Annotated in this window: 19 protein-coding genes and 2 pseudogenes; 8 read left to right on the forward strand and 13 right to left on the reverse strand. The window is 71.6% G+C overall.

Annotated elements, in window-relative coordinates; all coding sequences use genetic code 11:
* Positions 1 to 20: 20 nt before the first annotated feature.
* The 3 genes from ACH4SI_RS02525 to ACH4SI_RS02535 all read right to left on the reverse strand — a co-directional run bounded on the left by ACH4SI_RS02525 (position 21) and on the right by ACH4SI_RS02535 (position 4,545).
* Positions 21 to 752: a TIGR03943 family putative permease subunit gene (locus ACH4SI_RS02525; RefSeq protein WP_398291661.1), complete on the reverse strand. Its 732-nt coding sequence runs from the start codon at positions 750 to 752 to the stop codon at positions 21 to 23.
* Complete coding sequence (locus tag ACH4SI_RS02530) at positions 749 to 1,762, reverse strand: permease (RefSeq protein ID WP_398291663.1); 1,014 nt, start codon at positions 1,760 to 1,762, stop codon at positions 749 to 751. Before ACH4SI_RS02530 ends, ACH4SI_RS02525 begins: the two co-directional genes overlap by 4 nt.
* 119 nt (positions 1,763 to 1,881) lie before the next feature.
* The gene (locus tag ACH4SI_RS02535) at positions 1,882 to 4,545 is read right to left on the reverse strand and encodes a SpoIIE family protein phosphatase (protein WP_398291665.1); all 2,664 of its coding nucleotides are present in this window, start codon (positions 4,543 to 4,545) and stop codon (positions 1,882 to 1,884) included.
* Between the two features lie 281 nt (positions 4,546 to 4,826).
* On the opposite strand from ACH4SI_RS02535, the gene ACH4SI_RS02540 reads away from it, so the two are divergent.
* The 3 genes from ACH4SI_RS02540 to ACH4SI_RS02550 all read left to right on the forward strand — a co-directional run bounded on the left by ACH4SI_RS02540 (position 4,827) and on the right by ACH4SI_RS02550 (position 8,399).
* Positions 4,827 to 5,276, forward strand: a complete 450-nt coding sequence (locus ACH4SI_RS02540) for a hypothetical protein (RefSeq protein WP_398291667.1) — start codon at positions 4,827 to 4,829, stop codon at positions 5,274 to 5,276.
* Positions 5,277 to 5,982: 706 nt separating this feature from the next.
* Positions 5,983 to 7,104: a PLP-dependent cysteine synthase family protein gene (locus ACH4SI_RS02545; protein ID WP_398291669.1), complete on the forward strand. Its 1,122-nt coding sequence runs from the start codon at positions 5,983 to 5,985 to the stop codon at positions 7,102 to 7,104.
* On the forward strand, positions 7,101 to 8,399 hold the full coding sequence (locus ACH4SI_RS02550; protein ID WP_398291671.1) for an MFS transporter: 1,299 nt from the start codon (positions 7,101 to 7,103) through the stop codon (positions 8,397 to 8,399). Before ACH4SI_RS02545 ends, ACH4SI_RS02550 begins: the two co-directional genes overlap by 4 nt.
* 99 nt (positions 8,400 to 8,498) lie before the next feature.
* On the opposite strand, the gene ACH4SI_RS02555 is transcribed toward ACH4SI_RS02550, so the two are convergent.
* Entirely contained in the window at positions 8,499 to 9,518 is a 1,020-nt protein-coding gene (locus ACH4SI_RS02555; protein ID WP_398291673.1) for a DUF5954 family protein, read from the reverse strand.
* A gap of 212 nt (positions 9,519 to 9,730) precedes the next feature.
* Between ACH4SI_RS02555 and ACH4SI_RS02560 the strand changes: the two genes are divergently transcribed.
* Positions 9,731 to 10,159 carry an FAD-dependent oxidoreductase gene (locus tag ACH4SI_RS02560; RefSeq protein ID WP_398292332.1) on the forward strand — a complete coding sequence of 143 codons (429 nt, stop codon included), beginning with the start codon at positions 9,731 to 9,733 and terminating at the stop codon, positions 10,157 to 10,159.
* Here ACH4SI_RS02560 and ACH4SI_RS02565 read toward each other — a convergent pair.
* The 5 genes and pseudogenes from ACH4SI_RS02565 to ACH4SI_RS02585 all read right to left on the reverse strand — a co-directional run bounded on the left by ACH4SI_RS02565 (position 10,047) and on the right by ACH4SI_RS02585 (position 14,267).
* Complete coding sequence (locus ACH4SI_RS02565; RefSeq protein WP_398291675.1) at positions 10,047 to 11,249, reverse strand: alpha/beta hydrolase; 1,203 nt, start codon at positions 11,247 to 11,249, stop codon at positions 10,047 to 10,049. The two genes, ACH4SI_RS02560 and ACH4SI_RS02565, sit on opposite strands and share 113 nt — an antisense overlap.
* Before the next feature lie 146 nt (positions 11,250 to 11,395).
* A pseudogene (locus tag ACH4SI_RS02570) lies at positions 11,396 to 11,614 on the reverse strand (cell wall anchor protein); the annotation flags it as partial.
* A 17-nt stretch (positions 11,615 to 11,631) separates the two neighbouring features.
* Entirely contained in the window at positions 11,632 to 12,291 is a 660-nt protein-coding gene (locus ACH4SI_RS02575; RefSeq protein ID WP_398291677.1) for a GntR family transcriptional regulator, read from the reverse strand.
* A 46-nt stretch (positions 12,292 to 12,337) separates the two neighbouring features.
* The gene (locus ACH4SI_RS02580; RefSeq protein WP_398291679.1) at positions 12,338 to 13,339 is read right to left on the reverse strand and encodes a 4-carboxy-4-hydroxy-2-oxoadipate aldolase/oxaloacetate decarboxylase; all 1,002 of its coding nucleotides are present in this window, start codon (positions 13,337 to 13,339) and stop codon (positions 12,338 to 12,340) included.
* Positions 13,340 to 13,397: 58 nt separating this feature from the next.
* Positions 13,398 to 14,267 carry a DUF1932 domain-containing protein gene (locus ACH4SI_RS02585; protein ID WP_398291681.1) on the reverse strand — a complete coding sequence of 290 codons (870 nt, stop codon included), beginning with the start codon at positions 14,265 to 14,267 and terminating at the stop codon, positions 13,398 to 13,400.
* A gap of 365 nt (positions 14,268 to 14,632) precedes the next feature.
* On the opposite strand from ACH4SI_RS02585, the gene ACH4SI_RS02590 reads away from it, so the two are divergent.
* The 4 genes and pseudogenes from ACH4SI_RS02590 to ACH4SI_RS02605 all read left to right on the forward strand — a co-directional run bounded on the left by ACH4SI_RS02590 (position 14,633) and on the right by ACH4SI_RS02605 (position 18,526).
* Positions 14,633 to 15,646 (forward strand): hydroxyacid dehydrogenase, encoded by a 1,014-nt coding sequence (locus tag ACH4SI_RS02590; RefSeq protein ID WP_398291683.1) that lies wholly within the window; start codon positions 14,633 to 14,635, stop codon positions 15,644 to 15,646.
* A 117-nt stretch (positions 15,647 to 15,763) separates the two neighbouring features.
* On the forward strand, positions 15,764 to 16,852 hold the full coding sequence (locus tag ACH4SI_RS02595) for a LacI family DNA-binding transcriptional regulator (protein WP_398291685.1): 1,089 nt from the start codon (positions 15,764 to 15,766) through the stop codon (positions 16,850 to 16,852).
* Positions 16,853 to 17,260: 408 nt separating this feature from the next.
* Positions 17,261 to 17,398, forward strand: a pseudogene (locus ACH4SI_RS02600) (sugar ABC transporter permease); the annotation flags it as partial.
* Positions 17,399 to 17,431: 33 nt separating this feature from the next.
* On the forward strand, positions 17,432 to 18,526 hold the full coding sequence (locus ACH4SI_RS02605) for a LacI family DNA-binding transcriptional regulator (RefSeq protein WP_398291687.1): 1,095 nt from the start codon (positions 17,432 to 17,434) through the stop codon (positions 18,524 to 18,526).
* Here ACH4SI_RS02605 and ACH4SI_RS02610 read toward each other — a convergent pair.
* Genes ACH4SI_RS02610 through ACH4SI_RS02625 form a run of 4 tightly spaced genes read right to left on the reverse strand, consistent with a single transcriptional unit; the run spans position 18,520 to position 23,555 of the window.
* Positions 18,520 to 19,410, reverse strand: coding sequence for a carbohydrate ABC transporter permease (locus ACH4SI_RS02610; protein ID WP_398292334.1), 891 nt, complete (start codon positions 19,408 to 19,410; stop codon positions 18,520 to 18,522). The two genes, ACH4SI_RS02605 and ACH4SI_RS02610, sit on opposite strands and share 7 nt — an antisense overlap.
* Before the next feature lie 58 nt (positions 19,411 to 19,468).
* Entirely contained in the window at positions 19,469 to 20,350 is an 882-nt protein-coding gene (locus ACH4SI_RS02615; protein WP_398291688.1) for a carbohydrate ABC transporter permease, read from the reverse strand.
* 35 nt (positions 20,351 to 20,385) lie between these two features.
* On the reverse strand, positions 20,386 to 21,690 hold the full coding sequence (locus ACH4SI_RS02620) for an extracellular solute-binding protein (protein ID WP_398291690.1): 1,305 nt from the start codon (positions 21,688 to 21,690) through the stop codon (positions 20,386 to 20,388).
* On the reverse strand, positions 21,687 to 23,555 hold the full coding sequence (locus ACH4SI_RS02625) for a glycoside hydrolase family 2 protein (RefSeq protein WP_398291692.1): 1,869 nt from the start codon (positions 23,553 to 23,555) through the stop codon (positions 21,687 to 21,689). Before ACH4SI_RS02625 ends, ACH4SI_RS02620 begins: the two co-directional genes overlap by 4 nt.
* Positions 23,556 to 23,689 lie beyond the last annotated feature (134 nt).

Below are 23,689 nucleotides of genomic sequence, written 5' to 3' on the forward strand. Positions count from 1 at the left end.
ACCGCGCCCGAGACGGCGGTTCAGCCGTTCCAGCTCTCGTCGTACGGGTCGCGCGGGGCCGGGACCGGTGTGGCGCGGCGGACGTCGAGGTACGGGATGACACCGCCGCCCACCGGGTCCTTGGTGCGCTTGCCGGTGTAGGTGCCGGTGACCTCGAGCCAGGTGTCGGGCCGCAGGACCGGGGGAGTCCGCCCGGACAGGCCGACCTTGACGGGCAGTGCGTCGGCGGCGCAGCAGTTGAGGGCCATGCGCACGAGATAGGGCGCGCCACGGCGGTCGAGGGCGACAAAGCCGGTGATCTTGACGTTCCGGCCGCGGAGGGAGCGGCCGTGGTCGTAGACCGCGCGGCCCGCGTAGTCGGCCACGTTGAGGGCGATCGGGTCGCGGGCGGGGAGGGTGGGGAAGCCCCAGGGCGGCCGTTGCAGGGCCGTGCCCGCGTGCATGGCGCTGTAGGAGCCCAGCGCGGGCGGGGCGACCAGGATGAGGGCGAACAGGGGCAGCACCAGCAGCCAGGACACGCACGGTTCGCGATGGCCGTGGCCATCTCCGTGCTCCGCGCCGGGCCGTTCGCGCCGCTGCCGCCGTTCGTACCAGGCGGTGGCGAGGGCGGTGCCGATCAGGACGACACCGGCCGCGAGCAGCAACGGGCGCAACCCGGCCTTCACGTAACGCAGATAGAGGTCGGTGAGCCCGGCGTGCAGCACCGCCACGCCGAGGAGGAACAGCACGGCCGCCTGGGCCTGCCGGTTCACAGCAGCACCGCCCCGGTCAGCGCGGACACCAGGACGGCCACGGCGAAGGTGGCGGGGGCGAACCGCAGCGCGAACCCGCGGCCGAACGTCCCCGCCTGCATGGCGAACAGCTTCAGGTCGATCATCGGCCCCACCACGAGGAACGCAAGCCGGGCGGTGAGCGAGAACTGCGACAGCGACGCGGCCACGAACGCGTCGGCCTCGGAGCAGATCGACAACACCACCGCGAGGAGCCCCAGGGCGAGGATCGCCACCACGGGGTTGCCGGCCGCCGTGTGCAGCCAACTCGCGGGCACCACGGCCTTGAGGGTGGCCGCGGTCATCGCGCCCACGACCAGGAACCCGCCGGCGTGCATCACGTCGTGCCGGATGGATCCCCAGAACGCGGCACGCTTGCCGAGGCCGTCGACCGACGGGTGGGCCGGTGGCCGCATCCAGTCGGTGCGGCCCAGCCGCTGCCACAGCCAGCCCATCACACACGCCACGAGCAGGCTCGCCACGAACCGGGCGAGGACCATCCGCGGTTGGCCGGGAAACGCGACGGCCGTGGCGGTCAGCACGATCGGGTTGATGGCGGGGGCGGACAGCAGGAACGCCAGCGCGGCCGCCGGGGTGACACCCCGTCGTACGAGTGCCCCGGCCACCGGTACGGAGGCGCATTCGCAGCCGGGCAGCACCGCCCCGGCCACCCCGGCAACCGGCACCGCGAGGGCGGGCTTCCCGGGCAGCGCGCGGGCGAAGAACGACGGCGGCACGAACACCGCGATGACGGCCGACAGCAGCACACCGAGGACGAGGAACGGCAGGGCCTGGACGACCACCGCCACGAACACCGTCATCCAGCTCTGCATCACCGGCGCGGACAGCGCCCCGCGGACCGGCCCCTGCGCCGCCACCACCAGGACCAGCAGCAGGGTCAGGACGAGGGAGGAGTTGAACCGCGGGGCCCGGGGATCGTCCGCGTCGTCCCGGCGGCCGTCCCGGGCCGGGGGAGCTTTGGTGAGGGTCACGGGTGGGGTACCTCCGGCGTGGAAGAGCGTCGAGGGTGGGTCCCCCTCGCCCTTCAATACGCCGGATCAGCCGCGGCTTCTCACTGTGATCTTCGAGGCCGGAGCGGGCGCGCACACGGTCATCCGCCGGGGCCGGGCGGCGTCTGCTCGGCCCAGATGACCTTTCCGTGCGCGGTGTAGCGCGTGCCCCAGCGCCAGGCGAGCTGCGAGACCAGGAACAGGCCCCGGCCGCCCTCGTCGGTCAGACCGGCCCGCCGCAGATGGGGCGAGGTGTTGCTGCCGTCGGACACCTCGCAGATCAGGCTGCGGCCGCGCAGCAGCCGTATCCGTACGGGAGGGGCGCCGTACCGCAGGGCGTTGGTGACCAGCTCGCTGATGACCAGTTCGGCGGTGTCGACGGTGTCGCCCAGCTCCCAGTCCCGTATCCGCTGGGCGCAGGCGGCGCGGAGCGGGGCGACCGCCGCCGGGTCGGAGGGCACCTCCCACTCGGCCACGTTCTCCGGGCCGAGCACGTGGGTGCGGGCCACCAGCAGGGCGGCGTCATCGGTCGGACGGGCCGGGAGCACGGTCGTGAACAGTTCCTGGCTGGTTTCGCCGGGGCCGAGATCCGGGGCGGCGGCGAGGGTGCGGCACAGGAGGTCCAGGCCGGTGTCCTGGTCCCGGTCGTGGCTTGCGAGGAGTCCGTTGGTGTAGAGGACCAGCCGGGTGCCCTCGGGCACCGGCAGGTCGGCCGCCTCGAAGGGTTCCCCGCCCAGGCCCAGCGGCGGGGAGGCCGGTACGTCGGGGGCGAGGACGGTGCCGTCCGGGCAGGCCAGTACGGGCCCCGGGTGACCGGCCCGGGCCACGCTGCACCGGGCGGAGACCGGGTCGTAGATCGCGTACAGGCAGGTGGCGCCGGTGATGCGCACGCTGTCGGGGTCTGTCTCGCGCTCCAGGTCGAGCCGGGCGACCAGCTCGTCCAGGAGGGCGAGGACCTCGTCGGGAGGCAGGTCCAGGGCCGAGAAGTTCTGCACCGCGGTGCGCAGCCGGCCCATGGTGGCCGCCGCGTGCAGGCCCTGTCCGGCCACGTCCCCGACGACGAGGGCGACCCGGGCTCCGGGGAGCGGGAGCACGTCGAACCAGTCCCCGCCCACCCCGGCCCGCGCGGGCAGATAGTGGGAGGCCACCTCCACGGCGTCCTGGTCGGGCAGTGCGCCGGGCAGCAGATTGCGCTGCAGGGTGGTGACCATGGTGTGCTCGCGGGTGTAGCGGCGCGCGTTGTCGACGCACACCGCGGTGCGCGCGGCCAGCTCCCCGGCGATCACCAGGTCCTCGTCGTCGAACGGTCCGCTCGGCCGTGTCCGGCAGAAGGTGGCCACGCCCAGGGGGACGTCGCGGAAGCGCAGCGGGACCGTGATCAGCGAGTGGATGCCCTGGTCGAGCAGGCGCCCGGCCTCGGCCTCGTATCCGGCGGGCCACTCGGCGGTGTCGCTCAGATCGGCGCCCAGGACGGCCTGTCCGCTCTCCAGCGCCCGGCGCTGCGGCGAGGACGGCGGATGGACGGCCTTCTCGCCCGAGCGGAAGAGGGGGTGCTCGGGACGTACGCCGCCGACCGCCGTGCGGTGCAGTACGCCGTGCGACGCCGCCGGTTCCTCGCCCCGCAGGACCGGTTCCAGCAGTTCGACGGTGGCGATGTCGGCGAACCGGGGGACGGCCACCTCCACCAGCTCCTCCGCGGTGGCGGTCAGCTCCAGGGTGGAGCCGATCCGTACACCGGCCTCGTACAGCAGCCGCAGCCGCTCGCTCGCCGCCTCGGCCCGGCCGGACAGCGTGCGCAGCTCGGTGGTGTCCCGCAGCGTCGCCACGCTCCCGGCGGGTCCGCCCGCCCGGTCGGTGGGGCGGAGGTTGACGGCCAGCAGCCGGCTCCCGGCGGCGTGCACCTCGTCGGTGACGGGCTGCCCCGCGGCCAGCAGCCGGGCCAGCCGCGGTTCGAGGCCGAGGTCGGTGGCCTGCCGCCCGTCGGTGTCGGAGGTCAGCTGGAGCAGCCGCCGGGCCTCGTCGTTGACCAGCATCAGCCGCCCGTCGGCGTCCATGATCAGCACGCCTTCGCGGACCGAGTGCAGCACCGCGTCGTGGTGGGCGTACATGCGCGTCATCTCGGCCGGCCCGAGGCCGTGGGTCTGCCGCCGCAGCCGCCTGCTGGCCAGTGCCGTCCCGGCCGTCGCCAGGGTGAGGGCTCCGCCGCCGGCGCCGAGCAGCAGCGGCAGCTGGCGGTCCACCGCGTTGTTCACGCTCTCGATCCGGACCCCGACCGATACCCCGCCGGCCAGGGTGCCGTCGGCCGTGGTGACGGGGACCGCCGAGATCACGGAGGGGCCCTGGCTGGCCCGGAAGGTCTGGGCGATCGTCTTTCCGGCCAGCTCCTGCCGCACCACCGACTCGGGGCCGATGATCCGCTTGCCGATCAACGCCGTCTCGGGGTGGGTGAGCCGCATTCCGTGCCGGTCGAAGACCACGACGCTGTCGACGCCGGTGCGCTTGCGCACCTCCTCGGCGCGGGGCTGGAGCAGCGACGTCGGATGATCACCGGCCATGGCCCGGGCGATCCCGGGCGACCCCGCGAACGTGGTGGCGACGGCCAGGGACCGCTGACGGGCCTCACCCGTGGCGTGGCTGCGGGCCTCCAGGGCAAGCGCCACCACCGCCATGGAGACCAGGACGAGCGTCAGAAGGACCTGGAGGACGAAGACCTGTCCGGCGACGCTCGATACCCGTAGCAGTGTCCGTATTCGACCTCGGAGCATACGAGCAAAACTGCTCATGTCGGTATTTATAACATCTCTCTTCGGTCAGCCGACAGCGGCGAGATCTTGCGGCGTCATGCGCCCGCGCTCCACGCGGGGAGGATCATGTTCCGGCCATCCGTGGTCGAGCGCAATCCCCCTGGTCGTTCGGATGTCAGTTCCGGGGATTTCGGCCGCCACCTGGAGAGGTGCGCGGCGCGGGTGGGTCGTGTCTGGCTTGTTGACGACATGTTTCCGAGTGGTATCGCAGCGTAGCCATGCGAAGCGCTTAGGATCACCGCATGGTCACGGCCCGGTCGCGTTTCGGCATCCGGTGGGCTCGCGTGGTGGCGAGCCCGCTGCGTTTGCTGTGCCTGGCCGCGCTCCTGCTCGGCTTCGTCTCCCTGCACGCGGTGAGCGCCGAAGCGGTATCCGGCCATCTGACCGGCTGCGCATCCGTCTTGGTGGCGTCCGCCGCGCACGACGGGGCCCCGGAGGAGAGCGCGGGAGCCGAGGGTACGGAGTCCGCGCCCGCCGGGCAGCATCACGACGACGTGGCGGCCCATTCCGCGCACGAATGCGTTCTCGCGCAGCCGGAGCAGGGGCCCGAGCTTGCCGCCCCCTGTCCGGCTCTCCCGGCCGAGGGCATGCCCGGTGGTGCGGGGCTCACGGCGTCCTCGCATCCGGCCGCGACCCGGGCGGCGGGGTCCATGCCGCCCGACTTCCAGCGGACCGTGGTTCTGCGCATCTAGTACGGGTCGGTATCGGACCTGGTCGACGCCTCCGCGACGTTTCCGGTGACCGCTGTCACCGTGGTGCGGTGTGCGGCGCGACGTGTCCCGCGCCCCCCCCACCGGCGCCCGTCTTCCGTTTCCTTGCCGACTCCAGTTCGCCACCTCCCGTCCCGCGCGGCGGGAGGGCGGCCGCCGTGCGGAGATACCGTGCCGATCCCTGTCTCACGCCCCCATCCCCGGGCCGCCCGTGGCCCGTTGTGGCCTCGCCGTCTCCTGACGTTCGTCCTGTGCGCACTGCTGCTGACCGGCACCACCTGCCTCGGCCACAGGGGCGGTGCGGCACACACCGCGGGTCCGCAGGTGGCGGCGCCATCCGCGGACGCTCCGACGGGTCCCGAGCACTGCGCGCCGGTGCCCCATGAAACGTCCGTCCGGGCCGCGCAGCCGTCGGCATGGGCCCTCCCCGCCTCCTCCGCCGCCGAGGTCTGCCGGACCGTGTTCCTGGTGGCGGATCCGGACCACACGCGCGCGCTCGCGCCGCGCGCGCCGACGGTCAGATCCACTCTCTGCTCGACCAGTCGGTGGCGCATATAGAGGTTGCCGTCGTGGCCCGCGCCCCGGCCGCCGCCCCTCGGCGACCGGACGCGGATCGGTGCATGCCCACGCCGCTGCACCGTGCCCGAGATGAGCATCCGAAGAGCCATCAACCACCGAAAGCGGACAGATGCGATCTCTGACCCTCAACGACGCCACCCCCACCGTCCCCGGCCTGTCCGAACTGGTCGGCAACACGCCCGTCCTGCGGGTGTCCGAGCCCCTGGCCCCGGCGGGCCGCGGCTTCTGGGCCAAGCTGGAGGGCTTCAACCCCGGCGGCATCAAGGACCGGCCCGGTCTGCACATGGTCGAGCGGGCGCGCGCCCGCGGAGACCTGCGTCCCGGCGGCGCGATCGTCGAGTCGACCAGCGGCACGCTGGGCCTCGGCCTCGCCCTGGCCGGGCTGGTGTACGGCCATCCCGTCACCCTCGTCACCGACCCCGGTCTGGAACCGTCGATGACCCGGCTGCTGACCGCCTACGGAGCCTGGGTCGACATGGTCACCGAACCGCATCCGGAGGGCGGGTGGCAGCAGGCCCGCCGCGACCGGGTGACCGAACTCCTGGCCCGGAACGCCGGTTCCTGGTGCCCCGACCAGTACAACAACCCCGACAACACCGCCGCCTACACCCCGCTCGCCCTCGAACTGGCCTCCCGGTTAGGCCACATCGACATCCTGGTGTGCAGCGTGGGCACCGGTGGACACTCCGCGGGCGTCTCCCGTGTGCTGCGCCAGCTCTACCCCGAGATCACGGTGGTCGGGGTGGACACGGTCGGTTCGACCATCTTCGGGCAGCCCGCCCGCACCCGGCTGATGCGCGGCCTGGGGTCGAGCATCTACCCCCGCAACGTCGCCTACGAGAACTTCAGCGAGGTGCACTGGGTCGCCCCGCACGAGGCCGTGTGGACGTGCCGCCAACTGGCGTCGTCGCACTACGCCACCGGCGGCTGGAGCGTGGGCGCGGTCGCGCTGGTCGCCGGGTGGCTGGCCCGTACCCACCCCTCGGACGCCCGGATCGTGGCGGTGTTCCCGGACGGTCCGCAGCGGTATCTGGACACGGTCTACAACGACGACTACTGCGCCGCCAACGGCCTGCTGGACCAGCCGCCCGCTCCCGAACCGGACACGATGGGACACCCCGGCGAGCGGGAAGTGGCCCGCTGGACCCGCTGCACCACCGTGGTCGACCCGCTCGACCCGAGCGCCCCGGCCGCTTCGACCGCTCCCGCCGCACCGGAGGCCGCCCGATGAGGGCGACATTCACCCAGGTTCGGTCGTACGAGCGCAGCGTCCAGCTGTTGATGGTGAACCAGTTCACCATCAACCTCGGCTTCTACATGCTCATGCCCTATCTCGCCGCGCATCTGTCCGGGACCCTCGGGCTCGCCGGATGGCTGGTCGGACTCGTCCTGGGCGTACGGAACTTCAGCCAGCAGGGCATGTTCCTGATCGGCGGCGCCCTGGCCGACCGGTTCGGCTACAAGCCGCTGATCGTGGCGGGATGCGTGCTGCGCACCGCCGGTTTCGCGACGCTCGGACTCGTGGAGTCGCTGCCCGCGCTGCTGGCCGCCTCGGCGGCCACCGGACTCGCCGGGGCCCTGTTCAACCCGGCGGTCAGGGCCTATCTGGCCGCGGACGCGGGGGAGCGCCGGGTGGAGGCGTTCGCCCTGTTCAACATCTTCTACCAGGCCGGCATCCTGCTCGGCCCGCTGGTGGGCATGGTGCTGACGGGCGTCGACTTCCAGGTCACCTGCCTGGTCTCGGCCGCGATCTTCGCCCTGTTGAGCGTCGTCCAGATCCGGTCGTTGCCCGCCCGCCGCGCCGATGACGGCCAGGCCCCCGGGCGGGAGGGCCGTGAGCGGGTGCTCGCGCAGTGGCGCGGGATCATGGCGAACCGGCCGTTCCTGCTGTTCTCCCTCGCCATGATCGGCTCGTACGTGCTGTCCTTCCAGGTCTATCTGGCCCTGCCGCTGGAGGTACGACGGCTCGGCGGCGAGGGGGAGTTCGGCACCGCGGCGGTGGCGCTGCTCTTCGCCGTCTCGGGCTTGAGCACCATCGTGGGCCAGACCCGGGTGACCGGGTGGTGCAAGGCCCGCATGGCGCCCGGCCGCGCCCTGGGCTGGGGGCTGGCTCTCATGGGAGTGGCGTTCCTGCCACTGCTGGTGGCGACCGCGCTGCCGGTACCGGACGGCGGCCCCGGCCGATGGGTCCTCGCGGCCGTGCCGCCCGCGCTCGCCGCGTTCCTGCTGGCGCTGGGCACGATGATCGCCTACCCGTTCGAGATGGACACCATCGTCCGGCTCTCGGGGGAGCGGCTGGTCGCCACCCATTACGGGCTCTACAACACCATCTGCGGGGTCGGCATCACCCTCGGGAACCTGCTCACCGGCGCGTCGCTGGACGCGGCACGCGAAGCGGGCATGCCCGCCGTCCCGTGGATCGTGCTGCTCGCGCTCGGCCTGGCCTGCGCGGCGGCGCTCTTCGGACTGCACCGCACGGGCCGGCTGGCACCGGCGGTGCCCGAACCCCGCCCCGCGGCGGTCTGACCAGGCGGACCCGTCGACGCCAACGGCGGGACACCCGATGACGGCGCCCCCGCCGGTGGCCCTGACCGGCCACCGGCGGGGGTGGCGCGCCATGGGCGTTCAGTCGCTGTCGAGGATGGTGCCGTGCTCGTCCATGGTCGGGTGCATCTTCATGGGGCCATAGTTGTCGAGGTCCGAGGGGCGTGGCGGCTCCGGCCCGTCGGGGCCGCTGCGCACCATCCGCTCGATGCGGCAGATCCGGAACAGGCGGCCCTCCACCTGGGCCTCGTCGGCCCGGCGGGCGCGTCTGAACTCCTCGGCCGCCCGCGCGTACACCGCCCGCTTGCTCTCGCCGTACTCGTAGAGCAGCGGCCACATCTCGGCCATCCCCTGGTAGAGCAGCCGCCGCGCGTCGTGCGGCGTGGGCATCAGGGCGCCCTGCGGCCGCCACCGCTGCCCGGCACGCTCGGCCACGCCGAAGCCGACGGGCAGCAGGACGATGTCGGGGTGGGTGGTGACGGCCCGCTCGGAGTGCTTGCGGACGACGGCGGGGAAGCGCGCTCCGGTGTAGGCGAAGGTGCTCAGCGCCAGCTTCATGGCGGCCGCCATCAGCCCGGCCTCGTCCTGCTCGGGGTCCAGCACGAACCCGGTGTCGGGCGACCGGACCTCGTGCCGTCCGTCCCAGGAGATGAGCGACGGTTCGGGGTCGGTGGGCCGTGGCGGCTCCAGGTTGTGCTCGCCGGTGCGGGCGAACTCGTCCCCGCGCACGATCCGGTAGCGCACGCCGAGCACGGTCACCTCGTTGAGCGGCTCCTTCTCGAGCCGGGCGACCGCCGCCAGCAACTCCCGGCGGACGGCGGGGTCGTCGGTGTCGTCCTTGGCCCTGAACCACAGGAGCGAGTTCAGCTCGTCCCGCGCCTCCTGGGGCATGCCGCTGGTCACCGGCCTCACCAGCCGCCAGTGCTCCCCGGCGGCGGGATCCTGTATGGCCAGGCCGAAGACGGGTCCGCGGAGTGCGAGATGCGGATAGCGGGAGGACGCGTCCACGGCGTCGGCTTCGGTCACCCAGGCGGCGGGGTCGTCGCGCCGCACCAGATCCGCGTGGAGCCGGTCCAGTTTTCGCTTCCAGTGTTCGGCCATGCGCACATTGTCGAGGTTCCCGGGCGGCACACGGGCGGGAACGCCCGAAGTGATCAAAAGCCTTAAATCCGATGTCATTACTGTCTGTCTGCCGATCGCCGGGCGGTCGGTCTGGATTTATCCGGCAGCAGTTCTCGATGCGCGTGAATAGCGAGCTGGTGCGCCGCTCGCTCCCGTTCTGACGCGACTTCGAGGAAATGACCGGGGCGCCGATGCATTTCCGGCGGCACGGTTACCTTTTCCTGATCCCGGACCCCGCCACCCTCCGCGTCTTCGAGAAGAACGCGGAACTACAGCGGTCTCCCGGCGTCGATATGACGATGCTCGATCCCCGGCAGGCGGCCGACCTCTTTCCCGGAATCCGGACCGACGACCTGCTGGGCGCGACCTACTCCGCCGACGACGGATCGGGCTCACCGCCCGCCGGCCGGCCCGCGCCTCGACGCCGACTGGCCGGCCGGGGTGCTGGAGCGTCCCGTACACGACCCTGCCGAGCACGACGCCCGGGGCAGCGGCGGGACTCCCTGACTAGGGGGACGCGATGCCGTTCAGGAAACGCAGGAGGAGGTGGCGGCCGACCGTGCCGGCGATGCTGTAGTACGCGTCGTCGAAGGCGTGGTCGCTGTAGGGGATGGCGTTGAACCGGACGTCGTCATGGGCCTGCCGCAGCCGGTCGGCGAGCCCGCGGACCCGGGGCTCCCGGATGAGGTGGTCGGAGGCGCCGGTGACCAGGAGGGAGGGCATCAGCCCGGGGCGGACGCGGTTGATGGCGGAGGCGTAAGCGTAGCGCTCGGGGTACTGGGCGGGGGTGCCGCCGGTGTACTCCTCGGTGATCTCGCGTCCGTAGCCGAGGAGGCCGTTGTCCTGCCAGGTGCCCTTGAGGTCCGCGGCGGGGTAGAACCCGGCGACGGCGACCGGCGGTGCGGGCAGCCGTGCGGTGCAGCTGCTGGCGATACGGCCGGTTTTCAGCCCGTACGCGACGTTCAGCGCGAGGCTCCCGCCCGCGGAGCCGCCCACCAGCACCGTGCGGGAGGTGTCGACGCCGTACGGGCGGGCCAGCCTGGCGAGCCGGGACATGGCGCAGACGACGTCGTCGGAGGCGTCCCTCCAGCGCGGTGGCGGCGTGAGCCGGTAGTCGATGGACAGGACGGGGTAGCCGAGGTTCGCGAGCCAGCGGTAGTCGCCCGCCCGCTGGTACCGGCTGCCGGTGGTGAACCCGCCGCCGTGGATCCACACCACCACGGGCTTGTCGCCCTGCTGATCTTCCGCGCGCGGCGTCCACAGCCCGGCCCTGAGCGTGCGGCCCTCGACGCGGTCGAAGCTGATCACGTGGTCCGGCGGCGCCGTGGGCTGGCCGACGGCCAGGATGTCGGCGGCGGCCACCGGCACGTTCTGGGAGTGGGCGTAGAGCAACTGCGTGATCAGCACGGTGGCCGCGCCGATGGCGGTGACCGCCGAGGTGGCCGTGGTCCACACCGCTGTCCTGCGCTTCCCGCGCCGCCATGCCACCACCGCGCCCACGGCGATGACCAAGCCGAAGACCACGTACCACAGCGGCCGGGGCCCGACCCAGGTGGTCGCGTAATAGCCGAGGACGGGAAAGGCCGGAACGATCGCACCGAGCGTGATGAGCGCCACCAGACCCGAGACCACCAGCCCCAGGCCGAGGGCCGCGCGGCGTCCCCATCGGAGCAGGGCGCTGCGTGAGGAAATGAGGTCACGGGGGTGCATGTCGGGCCTTCTCCTGTTCGCTGTCGTCGTCGTGGCTCAGGCGCCGTCAGCAGTGAGGAGGGCCCAGCTCGGGAACTCAGGGTAGCCACGAGGTGAACCGGCCCGGCCACGAGGGTCGCCGGGCCGGGTCGCGATGCATGTGGTGACCTCGCGTACGGCAGGGTGCCGAAGCCGGTCTGGTCGAAGCCGCCGCCGGCCGAGCCGTAGTCACCGCCGCCGCCCTCCGGCCGGACGCTCTCGGCGATGGCCTTGATGTACGGCACGTCCAGGCCGCGGCGGCGGTCGTAGTGGTAATACAGCAGGTCCCAGATCGGCCGGACCTGGCCGCGGCTCGCGGCGGAGATGGCGGTGTGCACCCGCTGCGACCCCGAGTGCGGATTCCTCACTCCCGCTCGTACTGCGGCGCAGGCGCTGCGGTCAGTGCCAGGTAGGACAGCCGCAGGTGGGCCTCCATGACGGCGCGCGCGGCGGCGGCATCGCGCAGGGCGATGGCGTTGGTCAGTTCGCGGTGGTCCTGGAGGCTGCGCCCGAGTTGGTGACTGTTGTAGAGCTGGAAGGAGCCCAGCATCATCGGCGCGCGGGCGAGGTTGGCGGCGATGCCGTACAGGCGAGGTGAGGCGGCACATTGCAGCACGAGGAGATGAAAGTCGTGGTTGCTGTGTGCTAGTTCATCGCGGAAGTCAGGGGCTTGCTCTGTGGCGCAGGCTTCCATCCGGTCGCACAGGGTGTAGAGCTCGGTGAGCTGTGAGTCGGTGCGGCGTTCGGCGGCGAGTTGGGCGGCGTACGGCTCGAGCATGGAGCGGATCGCCATGACTTCGGTGGCGTCGCTGTCGGTCCAGGAGGCCACGAAGGCGCCGCGGTTGGTCTCGATGGTGACGAGGCCGTCCTCGCTGAGTCGGCGCAGGGCGTTGCGGACCGGGGTGCGGCTGACGCCGTACTCGGCGCGGAGGTTTTCTTCGACGAGGTGCTCGCCGGGGGCGAGCCGGCCGGTCTGGATGGAGGATTTGAGAGCGAGGTAAATCGCGTCTGCCGGCCGCCCCAATCCTGTTCGCCTCCTCGTACCGGTTGCTCCCGGCAAGACTAGCCGACTACCTGCTTGCCTCCGTAGTGCCCGGGTGAGGGAGTCCGAGCAGGTCAAGGGTGGATTCACCGGCGCGGATGCGGTCGCGGAAGTCAGCTTCCTTGGCGGCACGCGCTTCGGAGGCGGACAGGGCGTGCTCGGTCCGGTCGGCGGCGATGCGGACGAGGCCGTCGGCGTCTCCGAGGATCACGTCGCCGGGTTGGATGAGGACGCCTCCGACGGTGACGGGAATGTTGACCTGGCCGGGGACGGCCTTGCTGGTGCCCTTGATGGACAGACCGCGGGCGAAGACCGGGAAGCCGGTCTCGATGATGTCGCGGCTGTCGCGGACGGCACCGTCGATGACGAGTCCGGCCAGCCCTCGCTCCTGGGCCGCGCAGGTCAGGACGTCGCCCCAGGGCCCTGCTTCGGTGTAGCCCTGGGCGTTGACGACGAGGACATCGCCGGGGCCGGCCTGGAGGAGTGCGACGTGGATGTACCAGTTGTCGGCGGGTGCCAGGTCGACGGTGACGGCGGTGCCGACCAGCGTGCGGCTGGCGTCGAGCGGCTTGAGACCGGAGTCCAGGGCGCCGGTCTGGCCGTTGGCCTCATAGACGGTTGCGGCGCCGAGTTCGCCGAGACGGGTGAGGACTTGCTGAGGGGGACGGGGAGCCTGGATGAGGGTCACGTCGGTCCTTCGGGATCGGCTGGCGGGAGGTGTCGGCGGCAGGGGTAGGCGTGGGGGTGCGGTCGTGGTCGGTGTCGGTGGGCGCGCGCAGTGTGGCTTCGGCGTCGCGAACCAGTGGACGTGGTCGAGGATGAGGCCGGACAGCGGTCCGGCGATCAGGGTGGCCACCGGGAGAGCCACCATGAACTGGGCAACCACGCGGGCGCCCCAGCTGAAGAGGATGCGGGCGATCCAGCGCCTGGCGCCGACCTTGCGCATGAGCATGTTGCTGGGCACTTCGAAGAGGAAGTAGCCGATCGAGAACAGGCCCGCCGTCGTCAACACGTTGGGGACCGTGGACATGACTCTCCGCTGAAGAGGTGGATGAGGAAGGTGGGGGCCGGGCTGAGGGAGGCACGGATCAGAGCGTGTTCGAGCGGGTCGCGGTGATCCAGTCGATCGCTGCGTCGACGGTGTCGTCCTCGGGGACGGAGGAGTCGGCAGCCGCCCGGGTCAGCGCAAAGCGCTGCTCGGTGGCGCGGGTCATCGCGCTCGGGTAGCCGATCTGCTCAAGCTGCTCAGCAGCCTGCGCGACCTCGTACTCGCGGCGGGCGGCGTGCCTCGGGTGGGTGCGGGTCATGGCCTGTAGCAGGTTGGTGAAGCCCGTGCGGTCCACGTCCTGCAGAGCGGCCCAGAGCTGGTCGAGCACGCCGTAGGCACGGGCAGCCGGCAGGCACTCCACGGCCAGCGCCTCCAGCCCCTTCATCAGCACCGAGCGCAGGAGTTTCACTCGCATCGCGTCCCCGGGGCGGCTGTCGTCCAGCACCGTGACCGGGGCGCCGAGTTCCCGGAACAGGCCGAGGAGTTCTGGGATCGTCTCGCCCGCGTAGAGCAGAGGGGTGGCGGCCCTGCTGACCGCCACCGACCCGGTGATGGCGATGTCGACGTAGCGTGCGGAGGTTTGTGCGCAGCGAGAGGCGGCGTCCCGCTTGGCGTCCGCGGAGGCGGTGCTCAGGTCGGCGATCACGGCACCGGCAGGGAGATGAGGCAGCAGCGAGTCGAGCACTGGCTGGAGCGCACCGCCCGGGGTGGCCAGCAGCACCAGCTCCGCCCCGCTCAGCCATTGCCCGGTCTCGCGGTGCAGTGACAGGCCCCGCCCGTCGGCAAAAGCCACCGCCGCAGATGCCGGAGCGGGATCGAGCAACTCCAGGTGCGGAGCAGAACTGAGCTGCAGGGCCTTCTCGGCGTAGGCCAGACCGACCTCGCCGCAGCCCACGATCACGATCTTCATGCTTGGGGACCTTGCCTTCCGCGCACAGCGACCCACTCAACCGTGGGTCGTGCAATCAAAGAACAATCATCCGCGTCAACGTCGGGAAGCCATGGGTTGATCGTTTGGTTGTACTTTGATAGCACGGTTGGGGTGGCCTGCCTACCCCTTCCGGATCGAGCACCGCCGGGGGACCGAGGTCGCAATGTCGCAGCACGCAGCCCCGCGGTCCTGCCCGGGAGCGTCCACGCGCAGCAACCTGGGCAAGGGTCGACACCGCAGAGATTGCCTCGACGGCGTCCGGCCTGCCGATTGACCCGCCTCCCCGTCAGATCTACGTTAGAAGACGCTTTCTGAAACCGTTTCCCCGGCGCCTCAGGAGAGTCATGCCCACTGCTCAGCCGCCGCGAGCCGTGTTCGCCATGAACCCCGTGCACCTGCCCCTGCTCTTCCCGCCGCCGCTCATGGAGCGGCTGCGGCAGGTGGCCGAGATCGACACCGCGCTCGTCGTACGGGACCTCGGCGACCCCGCCGCCGCCCTCGCGCTGGCACGGGCCGAGGTGCTCATCACCGGCTGGGGCTGCCCCCGCCTCGACGCCGACGCCCTCGCAGCGGCGCCCAAACTGCGCACCGTCCTGCATGCCGCGGGCTCGGTCCGCTCGCTGATCGGCGACGCCCTGTGGGACTGCGGAATCACCGTCTCCAGCGCGGTCACCGGCAACGCGCTGCCGGTCGCGGAATACACCCTCGCCACGATCCTGCTCGCGGGCAAGGACGCCTTCGCGCACCGTGAACGCTTCCGGGACACCCACGCCCGCCCGACCCCCGCCGACACCGCGGCCACCGGCAACCTCGGCCGCCGGGTGGGCGTCATCGGCGCCTCACGGGTGGGCCGCCGACTGCTGGAACTGCTGCGGCCGTTCGACTTCGACGTCTCGCTGTACGACCCCTACGTGGACGCCACCGAGGCCGCCGCGCTCGGCGCCGAACCGCTGCCGCTGGAGGACCTGCTGCGCCGCAGCGACATCGTGAGCCTGCACGCCCCCGACATCCCCGAGACCCACCGCATGCTGGACCGCGAACGGCTCGCCCTCATCAGGGACGGCGGCGTGCTGATCAACACCTCCCGGGGCGCGCTGGTCGACACCCGTGCCCTCACCGACGAGCTGGTCGCGGGCCGCCTGAGCGCGGTGCTGGACGTCACCGACCCCGAACCGCTGCCTCCCGGGTCCCCGCTGTACACGCTGCCCAACGTGTTCCTCACCCCGCACATCGCCGGGTCGCTCGGCAACGAGCTGGCCCGCCTCGGCCGCGTCGTCGCCGACGAGCTGGAACGCATGGTGGCGGGGCTGCCGTTGGCCCACGAGGTGCGGCATGCGGACCTGACCCGCGTCGCCTGACACCCGCACCGGCGGCCCGGCCCCGCGGAGTGACGATGGGATACGGTTTCCGCGCCGGTGCGGGGCGGGACCCGGCCCGGCCCGTGGGGAAGTCGCTACGGTGAAGGAGCCGGTACGGTGAGCGAGCGCAAGGCGTCGGGTGGCGCCGGACGGGCCACCATTCGCGACGTGGCGGAGCGCGCGGGCGTGTCCGTCGCCAGCGTCTCGCGCGTCCTGTCCGGCAACTATCCGGTGTCGGACGAGCTGCGCCGCCGGGTGATGAAGGTCGTACGGGACCTGGACTACGTCACCAACGCCCACGCCCGCTCGCTGGCCGGCGGCGGCACGCCCACCGTGGCCATCCTCATCAACAACATCACCGGCGCCGCCTTCGCTCACGTGGCCAAGGGGGTCGAGGGCGCGGCCACGCTGCGCGGCTGGCTCTCGCTGGTCGGCACCACCGGAGACGACCCGGAGCGGGAACTCGCGCTGGTGAACCTGATGCGCCAGCAGGGCGTCGCCGCCGTGGTCCTGCTCGGCGGCGCGTACGACTACGACGAGTACCAGCTGAGGATGGCCCGCTTCGCCCGCTCCCTCGACGCGGCCGGATCGCGCCTCGTCCTGGTCGGCAGGCCGCCGCTGGAGGGCGACGTGGCGGCCACCACGGTCGACTACGACAACGAGGGCGGGGCCTACGCCATGGCGAGCCACCTGCTGTCCGCCGGGCACCAGCGTGTCCTCGTGCTGCCGGGACCCGCCGAACTCACCACCGCCCAGGGCAGGTTGCGGGGCGCACGGCGGGCCTTCGAGGCGTACGGCGTCCCGTTCGACCCGGGTATGGTGCTCCACGGCCCGTACGACTACGGCCACGGGTACGAGGCGGTCCAGGAAAGCCTGCGGCGCGAGGCGGACTTCACCGCGGTGCTGGCGGGGACCGACGTGGTCGCCGCGGGCGCCATGCAGGCCCTGCGTGCCTCGGGGCTCAGGGTGCCCGAGGACATCTCCATCGTCGGCTACGACGACATCCCGCTGGCCTCCCAGCTCACCCCGCAGCTGACGACCGTTCATGTGCCGTACGAGGAGATGGGGCGGGCCGCGCTGCGCGCGGTGGCCGACCGGCGCGAGGGCGGCGCGGGGCGCCGTGCGGGCGGCGACGGCGACCATCTGGTGCTGGGCACCCATGTCGTCGTACGCAACTCCGTCCAGCCGTCGGCCCCCCGTTCCTGACCAACCACCCCGACGCATCACTGTCGTAACCGTTTTCCGCAACGCATCGTTCCCTCCGCTTGCCCGCGCCGCCGTTGCGACTTCATCGCGGCTTGCGAGGCGCTGAAGAAGCGCGGCATCCACATCACCAACTACGCGGGCGAGGACCCGAGCACGCTCGAAGTCCTCGCGATGCAGGCCGGGGCACACTGGTACGCCTTCACCGGCGAGCCCGCCAGGACCCCGGCCGGGCACCACCCACCGGGTCTTCGGCTCGGACTGGACCGCGATGTTCACCGAACTCCAGAGCGGCTGGGCCAAGGTCCTGAAACAAGCAGCAGAAGGTCATCGACCTGCCGGCCCACATGCAGAAGTGGACGGTGGCAGACCTGAAGTCCGCGGCATCAGCGTCAAGAGCCGAGGGCCCGCATGATCCGCTCCCAGCCCTGGAAGGGGGCCGCCTTCACGGTGCCTTTCCAGCTCGGCTTCGTCTTCCTCTACCTCGTCCCGATCGGCTACGCGGTCCACCTTTGCCTGGGCCCGGCAGCCCTGCGGGGGCTGTCGGTACCGTCCGCCAGCCGCAGCGCCTAGGATCGCCCGGTGACCGCCGCGAACCAGCAGACCGCGAAGAGTGAGGCGTCACCGGGCGAGACGCGTGCGGGCGCGGCCCGGAGCGCCACCGTCAAGGACGTGGCGGCGCTCGCCGGGGTCTCCCCGAAGACCGTGTCCAACGTCATCAACGGCTTCGCGCATGTGTCGCCCGCGACCCGGGAACGGGTCCAGCGGGCCGTCCGGCAGCTCGGCTACCGGCCCAACCGGGCCGCCCGCAATCTGCGTCGGGGCAGCACCGGCATGATCGCGCTGGTCCTGCCGGAGCTGGACGTCCCGTACTTCGCCGAACTCGGGCGGCACTTCCTCACCACGGCCGAGGAACACGGCCGCACCCTGATCATCGAGCAGACCCTCGGCGACCGGGACCGGGAGGCGTCCGTCATCGACGGCCTCGGCGACAGGATCGTGGACGGACTGGTGGTCAGCCCGCTCGCCCTGCACGGCAGCGCGCTCGCGGGCCATTTCGGCGCCGTGCCGCTCGTGCTCATCGGCGAGCGGCCCAGCGGCGGCCTCACCGACCATGTGGTCATCGACAACGTGGCCGCCGCCCGGGAGGCGGTGACCCATCTGATCCGCGGCGGCCGCCGCCGGATCGCCGCCATCGGCCCGCAGCCCGAGCCGTACATCGGCACACCGCTGCTGCGCAGGACCGGCTACCGCCAGGCGCTGGAGGCGGCCGGGCTGCCGCTGGACCCCCGGCTGGAGCACGAAACACCCCGCTACCACCTGCGCGAGGGCGCACGGGCGATGGACGCGCTGCTGGACGAGGCCGAACCACCGGACGCCGTGTTCTGCTTCAACGACGCGCTCGCGCTCGGCGCGCTGCGTACCCTGTACGAGCGCGGGCTGCGGGTCCCGGAGGACGTGGCCGTGATGGGCTTCGACGACATCGAGGCCACCCACTACAGCACGCCCAGCCTGAGCACGGTCGCACCGGACAAGGGCGCGATCGCCCGGCACGCCGTCAGTCTGCTGCTGGAGCGGATCGACGCGCCGGGCAGGCCGCCCCGGGAGGTCGTCGTCGGGCACACGCTGTGCATCCGCGAGTCCACCGAGGGCGGCGGCGCGATGTACGGTCACTGACCTCCCAGACCGGTGGTGGCCACCGACTTCACGATGCGGCGCTGGAACAGCATGAAGACGACCAGCAGCGGCAGTGACCCGAGGACCGAGGCCGCCGACTCCTGGGCGTTCCGCAGCCCGGTGGAGTCCTTCACGGTCGACAGCCCCACCGGCAGCGTCATCAGCTGCGGATCGCTGGTGCTGATGAACGGCCACAGGAAGTTGTTCCAGGTGTTGATGAACACGAAGATGGCCACTGCTGCCAGGATCGGCCGGGACAGCGGCAGCACCACGTTCCAGAACACCCTGAAGGTGCCCGCCCCGTCGATCCGGGCTGCCTCCTCCAGCTCACGCGGAATGCCGTCGAAGAACTTCTTGAGGATGAACACCATCGCGGGCGCCACCACCTGCGGCAGGATCACCGCCGCGTAGGTGTCGACGAGGTTCATCGCGAGCATCTGCCGGAACAGCGGCACGATCAGGATCTGCGGCGGCACCATGATCGAGGCGACGGTGACGGCGAACAGCACCCGGCGGCCGCGGAAGAGGGTGCACGAGAAGGCGTACGCCGCCATCGCCGAGACGCCCACGGTGAGCGCCGTGACGCCCACGGCGATCACCACGCTGTTCACCGCCCACACCGGGAGGTTGCCCTGGCCGAAGATGGTCCGGTAGGCGTCGAGGGTGAAGCCCGCGTCGGGGAGCCAGTCGACGCCCGACGCGCTCGCGTCGACCTCCGACTTGAACGAGGTGTCCACGCCCCAGCCGAACGGCACCAGCCAGGCCACCGCCATCAGCACCAGCGCCAGCAGCGTCAGCACACGGGGGAGGGGGCCCGCCCCGAGCGTGGGGTGCCAGGCCCGGCCGCCGCCGGCGCGCCGCCGCCGGGCCACCTCCCGGGGCATGGTCGAGCGCGGCTTGCTCGGGCTACGGGGTGAAAGTGTCTCGGGGGCCATGGCGCGATCAGTCCTCCCTGCGCGAGAAGATCTTCAACTGGGCGAGCGAGAGGATGACGATGACTCCGAAGAACACGTACGAGATCGCCGAGGCGTAGCCCAGCCGGTAGTTGGTGAAGCCGGTGTCGTAGATGTACTCCAGGATCGGCCGGGTGGAGCCGTCCGGGCCGCCCCTGGTCAGCAGGTAGATCTGGTCGAACACCTTCAGCGACGCCATCACCTGCAACACCGCGATCAGCCCGGTGGTCCGGCGCAGCTGCGGCAGCGTGACCGACCACAGCCGGCGCCACGCCCCGGCGCCGTCGAGCGCGGCCGCCTCGTAGAGGTGGTCGGGGATGGCCTGCAGCGCGGCCAGATAGAGCAGGAAGTTGAAGCCGACCGTCCACCACAGGGTGACCAGCGCCATGGACCACATCGCGTACTTCTCGTCCGTCAGCCAGCCGATCCCGTCGAGGCCGACCGCGCCCAGCAGACCATTGAGCATCCCCCGGTCCGGCTGGTACAGCATGTTCCAGATCTGGTAGACCACCGCGACCGGCAGCAGATGCGAGGCGAAGAAGGACAGCCGCCACAGCCACTGCCCCGGCACCCCCGTGTACACCAGCAGGGCCATCACGAGGGCCAGCGCCACGAGGGGGACGGTGGACAGGACGGTGAACCGGACCGTGTTGCCGAGGGTCTGCCACACCTGGCCGTCGCCAAGCGCCTCGGTGAAGTTGTCCAGGCCGACGAAGGTGCTGCCACCGGCCCCGGTCAGGCCGGCGTCGGTGAAACTCATCCACAGGCCGATGCCGAGCGGCACGACGAGGAAGAGGCCGAAGAACACCAGGAACGGGGTGGCGAAGAGCCAGCCGGTGGCGCCCCTGGCGCCCGGGGACCGTGGCGTCATGACGATGCTCCCTTTCCGTTGCGTTTCTCTCGCCATCAGGCCGGATTCGGCTGGGCCAGCAGGGTGTTGATCTGGGAGACCATCGTGCGCACCGCCTTCGCCGGGGACGAACCGCCGATAGCGGGATCGAGCGCCTGGGACATCCGGGTCTGGAAGTCCGAGCCGGAGCCCGCGAACCACACCGGCGGGTCGAGCGCGAGCTGCTTCGCGGCGCCCGCGTACTCGGACTGCGGGCGCAAGCGTGCGTACGCCGCGGACGACACGGCCGGTGTGTACGCCGGGATATGACCTGCCGCCGCCCATTTCAGCCCCGACCTGACCAGCTCGGCGACGAACTGGTGGGTGCGCCGCCGGCGCTCCGGATCCGGGTTCTCCTGGTGCGGCAGCACCAGCGCGTGGCTGTCGGCCGCGCCCGCCGGACGGTCGTAGAAGGTGGGGATGGGGGCGCCGCCCAGCCTGTCCTTCAGGGTCGACCGGTAGGTGGCCATGTCCCACTCGCCCGAGAAGATCATCGGTGACCGGCCGTTGGCGAAGGCGGCGATGGCCGTGGGGACGTCCATGGTGCGGCTGTCGCGCGCCAGCTCGGCCATGAACCGCACCACCTCGACGGCGGTGTCCTCGTCGATCTCGGCCCGCTCGCCCGTGAGGTCGAAGGTGGCGCCGGTCTGGCTGAACAGCGTCCAGAACATCCGCCAGCTCATGGCCGGGTCGTTGGCGTGGCCGAAGACCGGCCCGAGCTTGCCGCCGGACCGGCGGAGCTTGTCCATCAGCTCCAGGGCGTGCCGCGGCGATTCGAAGGGCACGAGCTGCCCTTCGCCGGTGAGCAGGCCCGCCTTGTCCATGACGTCCCGGTCGAAGAAGACGACGAAGGGGTGGGTGTCCAGCGGGATCGCGTACGGGGTGCCCTGGTACAGGCTCCGCTTGACGAGCGTGGCGTTGAGGTCGTCCCGCTTCAGGCCGAACTCGGCCAGCAGGTCCATGTCCCACGGGTTGAGCAGACCGCCCGGGGCGTAGCCCGCCAGCCGGGTGAGGTGCATGATGGCCACATCCGGCGAGCGGCCGCCGGCCGAGGCCATCGCCAGCTTGGTGTAGTACGGCGGACCCCACTCCAGCACCGTCGTCCTGACCTTGAGACCCGGTACGCGCTTCTCGATGTCCCGCGTCAGGGACTTCATCAGCTCGCCGTCCGGGCCCGTGAACAGGTTCCAGTAACGGATCTCGTCCGGGCTCGTCACGCTCCCGGCGATCGAACCACAGCCGCTGAGTGCGGAGGCGGCGGCGGCCGCTCCCGCGCCGTACACCGCCCCTCTCAGCAGGCCACGCCTGGTCGGACCGGTCATCGTTCCTCCTCGCCGGACGGGCGCTCGAAGGCGGCGGGGCGCAGTTGGGCGGCGCGCACCCGCGCCACGTCCAGCTTGTGGCCGCGGTCGAAGCGGTAGACGCCGTTCTGTTCCTGGAACACATCGGTGAGCTGGGTGTAGCAGTAGCCGAACATCCGGGGGTCGTCCAGCAGCGCCGCGGTCAGCCCGGCGAAGCGCTCGTGGAACTCCTCCTCGTTCCTCGGCCGCCGCCCATACCCCCAGGACACCTCGCGGTCGTCGCCGGCGGCGGCCGCGGCCTCCTCCGGATTCCACCAGATGCCGCCGAACTCGCTGCAGAAGTACGGTTGACCGCGGTACGGCAGTGACCACACCGCGCCGGTGTCGGGGTTGACGTACGGATCGTCCTTGTCCAGCCCCGCCATCCGGCGGCGGAACGCCTGCGGGTCCTGCTCGTAGCTGTGTGAGTCGTAGACGTCGGTCTCGGCCACGCGATGGGAGTAGCCGGAGGCGTCCAGCACCGGACGGGAGGTGTCGGCGGCCTTGGTGGCCAGGAACATGGCCCGGGTGACGTCGTCCAGGACGGTCTGCCGGTCGTGGAGTTCCTGGTGCGTCTCGTTGAGCGGGCACCAGCCGACGATCGACGGATGCGAGTAGTCCCGCTCCACGGCCTCCAGCCACTGGGCGACGAAACCGGCGGTCGGCTGCTGGTTGTCCCGGCCGGTACGCCCCGTACCGGCCCCCCAGTCGCCGAACTCGCCCCACACCAGATAGCCCAGCCGGTCCGCGTGGTGCAGGAACCGCTCCTCGAACACCTTCTGGTGCAGCCGGGCCCCGTTGAAGCCTGCGGCCAGCGACAGTTCGATGTCGCGGACCAGGGCGGCGTCGTCCGGCGCGGTCATCAGCCCGTCCGGGTACCAGCCCTGGTCGAGGACGAGCCGCTGAAAGACGGGGCGGCCGTTGAGCAGCAGCCTCTTGCCGTCGATGGCCACCGACCGCAGTCCGGCGGTGCACTCGGCGCGGTCGACTGCCGACCCGTCGGCGTCCCGCAGCTCGATCCGGAACCGGTACAGATGCGGGTCCTCAGGTGCCCACGGCCGGACGCCCTCCTCGGGTAGCGTGAGCACCAGACGGGGTGCCAGGTCGAAGTCGGCCCGCACCGACGCCTCGGCCACCGTGGCGCCGTCCGCGTCGCTCACCCGGGCCGTGATCCGGTGGCCGGGGCGGTTGGCGCTGAGCGGCAGTTCGAGGTGGAACGCCCCGGAGCCGAGGTCGGGGGTGATCCGGGGCCTTCGCAGGTGCACCTCGGGCACCGGCTCCATCCACACCGTCTGCCAGATCCCGGTGGTGCGGGTGTAGTGGCAGTCACTGTTGGCGTACTCGGTGGCCTGCTTGCCGCGCGCCTGCGGACCGTGCCGGGCGTCCCTGGCCCGTACGACGACCACCACCCCGGCCTCGCCCCCGGCCGTGCCCGCCACATCGCCGAGATCGGCGGTGAAGGAGGTGAACCCGCCGCTGTGCCGGGCCACTTCGCGCCCGTCGGCCCACACCGTGGCGTCGTGGTCGACCGCCCCGAAGTGCAGCAGCACCCGCCGCCCGGCCCAGGACGCCGGGACCCGGACGTGGCGCCGGTACCAGACGGCGGGGTGGAAGTCGGTGTCCCCGATCCCCGACAGCTCGGACTCCGGACAGAACGGGACGCGGATCCGCCCGCTCAACTCCTGGTGAATCAGTTCGCGTTCGAGGCCGCTGTCGCCGGGATCGAAGGCGAACTGCCAGGTGCCGTTGAGGTTCAGCCAATCCTCGCGGACGAACCCGGGACGCGGGTATTCGGCTCGTGGAACATCGTTCGGGATATCGGGCGGCGGTATGCCGGGGCGAGGCATGGGCAACTCCGGGGCGCGGAAGAGCGGTTCAGCAGGCAGGGGTATGCCATCACCCGCTTACATCGTTGTAAAGACCTGGTGCACTTCCGGTTTCAGCGGTCGGCCGCGTAGGTGTGCACATAGGCGAAGCGTGC

The sequence above is a fragment of the Streptomyces sp. NPDC021212 genome (genome assembly GCF_044332925.1).
Classification (GTDB): domain Bacteria; phylum Actinomycetota; class Actinomycetes; order Streptomycetales; family Streptomycetaceae; genus Streptomyces.

Bases quoted from the DNA above. Each gene is read 5' to 3' on its own strand.
- ACH4SI_RS02540 (WP_398291667.1), top strand. From the start codon at position 4,827: ATGGTCACGGCCCGGTCGCGTTTCGGCATCCGGTGGGCTCGCGTGGTG.
- ACH4SI_RS02625 (WP_398291692.1), bottom strand. From the start codon at position 23,555: ATGCCTCGCCCCGGCATACCGCCGCCCGATATCCCGAACGATGTTCCA.
- ACH4SI_RS02585 (WP_398291681.1), bottom strand. From the start codon at position 14,267: ATGAAGATCGTGATCGTGGGCTGCGGCGAGGTCGGTCTGGCCTACGCC.
- ACH4SI_RS02550 (WP_398291671.1), top strand. From the start codon at position 7,101: ATGAGGGCGACATTCACCCAGGTTCGGTCGTACGAGCGCAGCGTCCAG.
- ACH4SI_RS02545 (WP_398291669.1), top strand. From the start codon at position 5,983: ATGCGATCTCTGACCCTCAACGACGCCACCCCCACCGTCCCCGGCCTG.
- ACH4SI_RS02565 (WP_398291675.1), bottom strand. From the start codon at position 11,249: ATGCACCCCCGTGACCTCATTTCCTCACGCAGCGCCCTGCTCCGATGG.
- ACH4SI_RS02555 (WP_398291673.1), bottom strand. From the start codon at position 9,518: ATGGCCGAACACTGGAAGCGAAAACTGGACCGGCTCCACGCGGATCTG.
- ACH4SI_RS02580 (WP_398291679.1), bottom strand. From the start codon at position 13,339: ATGTCCACGGTCCCCAACGTGTTGACGACGGCGGGCCTGTTCTCGATC.
- ACH4SI_RS02590 (WP_398291683.1), top strand. From the start codon at position 14,633: ATGCCCACTGCTCAGCCGCCGCGAGCCGTGTTCGCCATGAACCCCGTG.
- ACH4SI_RS02620 (WP_398291690.1), bottom strand. From the start codon at position 21,690: ATGACCGGTCCGACCAGGCGTGGCCTGCTGAGAGGGGCGGTGTACGGC.
- ACH4SI_RS02560 (WP_398292332.1), top strand. From the start codon at position 9,731: ATGCATTTCCGGCGGCACGGTTACCTTTTCCTGATCCCGGACCCCGCC.
- ACH4SI_RS02610 (WP_398292334.1), bottom strand. From the start codon at position 19,410: ATGCCCCGGGAGGTGGCCCGGCGGCGGCGCGCCGGCGGCGGCCGGGCC.
- ACH4SI_RS02615 (WP_398291688.1), bottom strand. From the start codon at position 20,350: ATGACGCCACGGTCCCCGGGCGCCAGGGGCGCCACCGGCTGGCTCTTC.
- ACH4SI_RS02535 (WP_398291665.1), bottom strand. From the start codon at position 4,545: ATGCTCCGAGGTCGAATACGGACACTGCTACGGGTATCGAGCGTCGCC.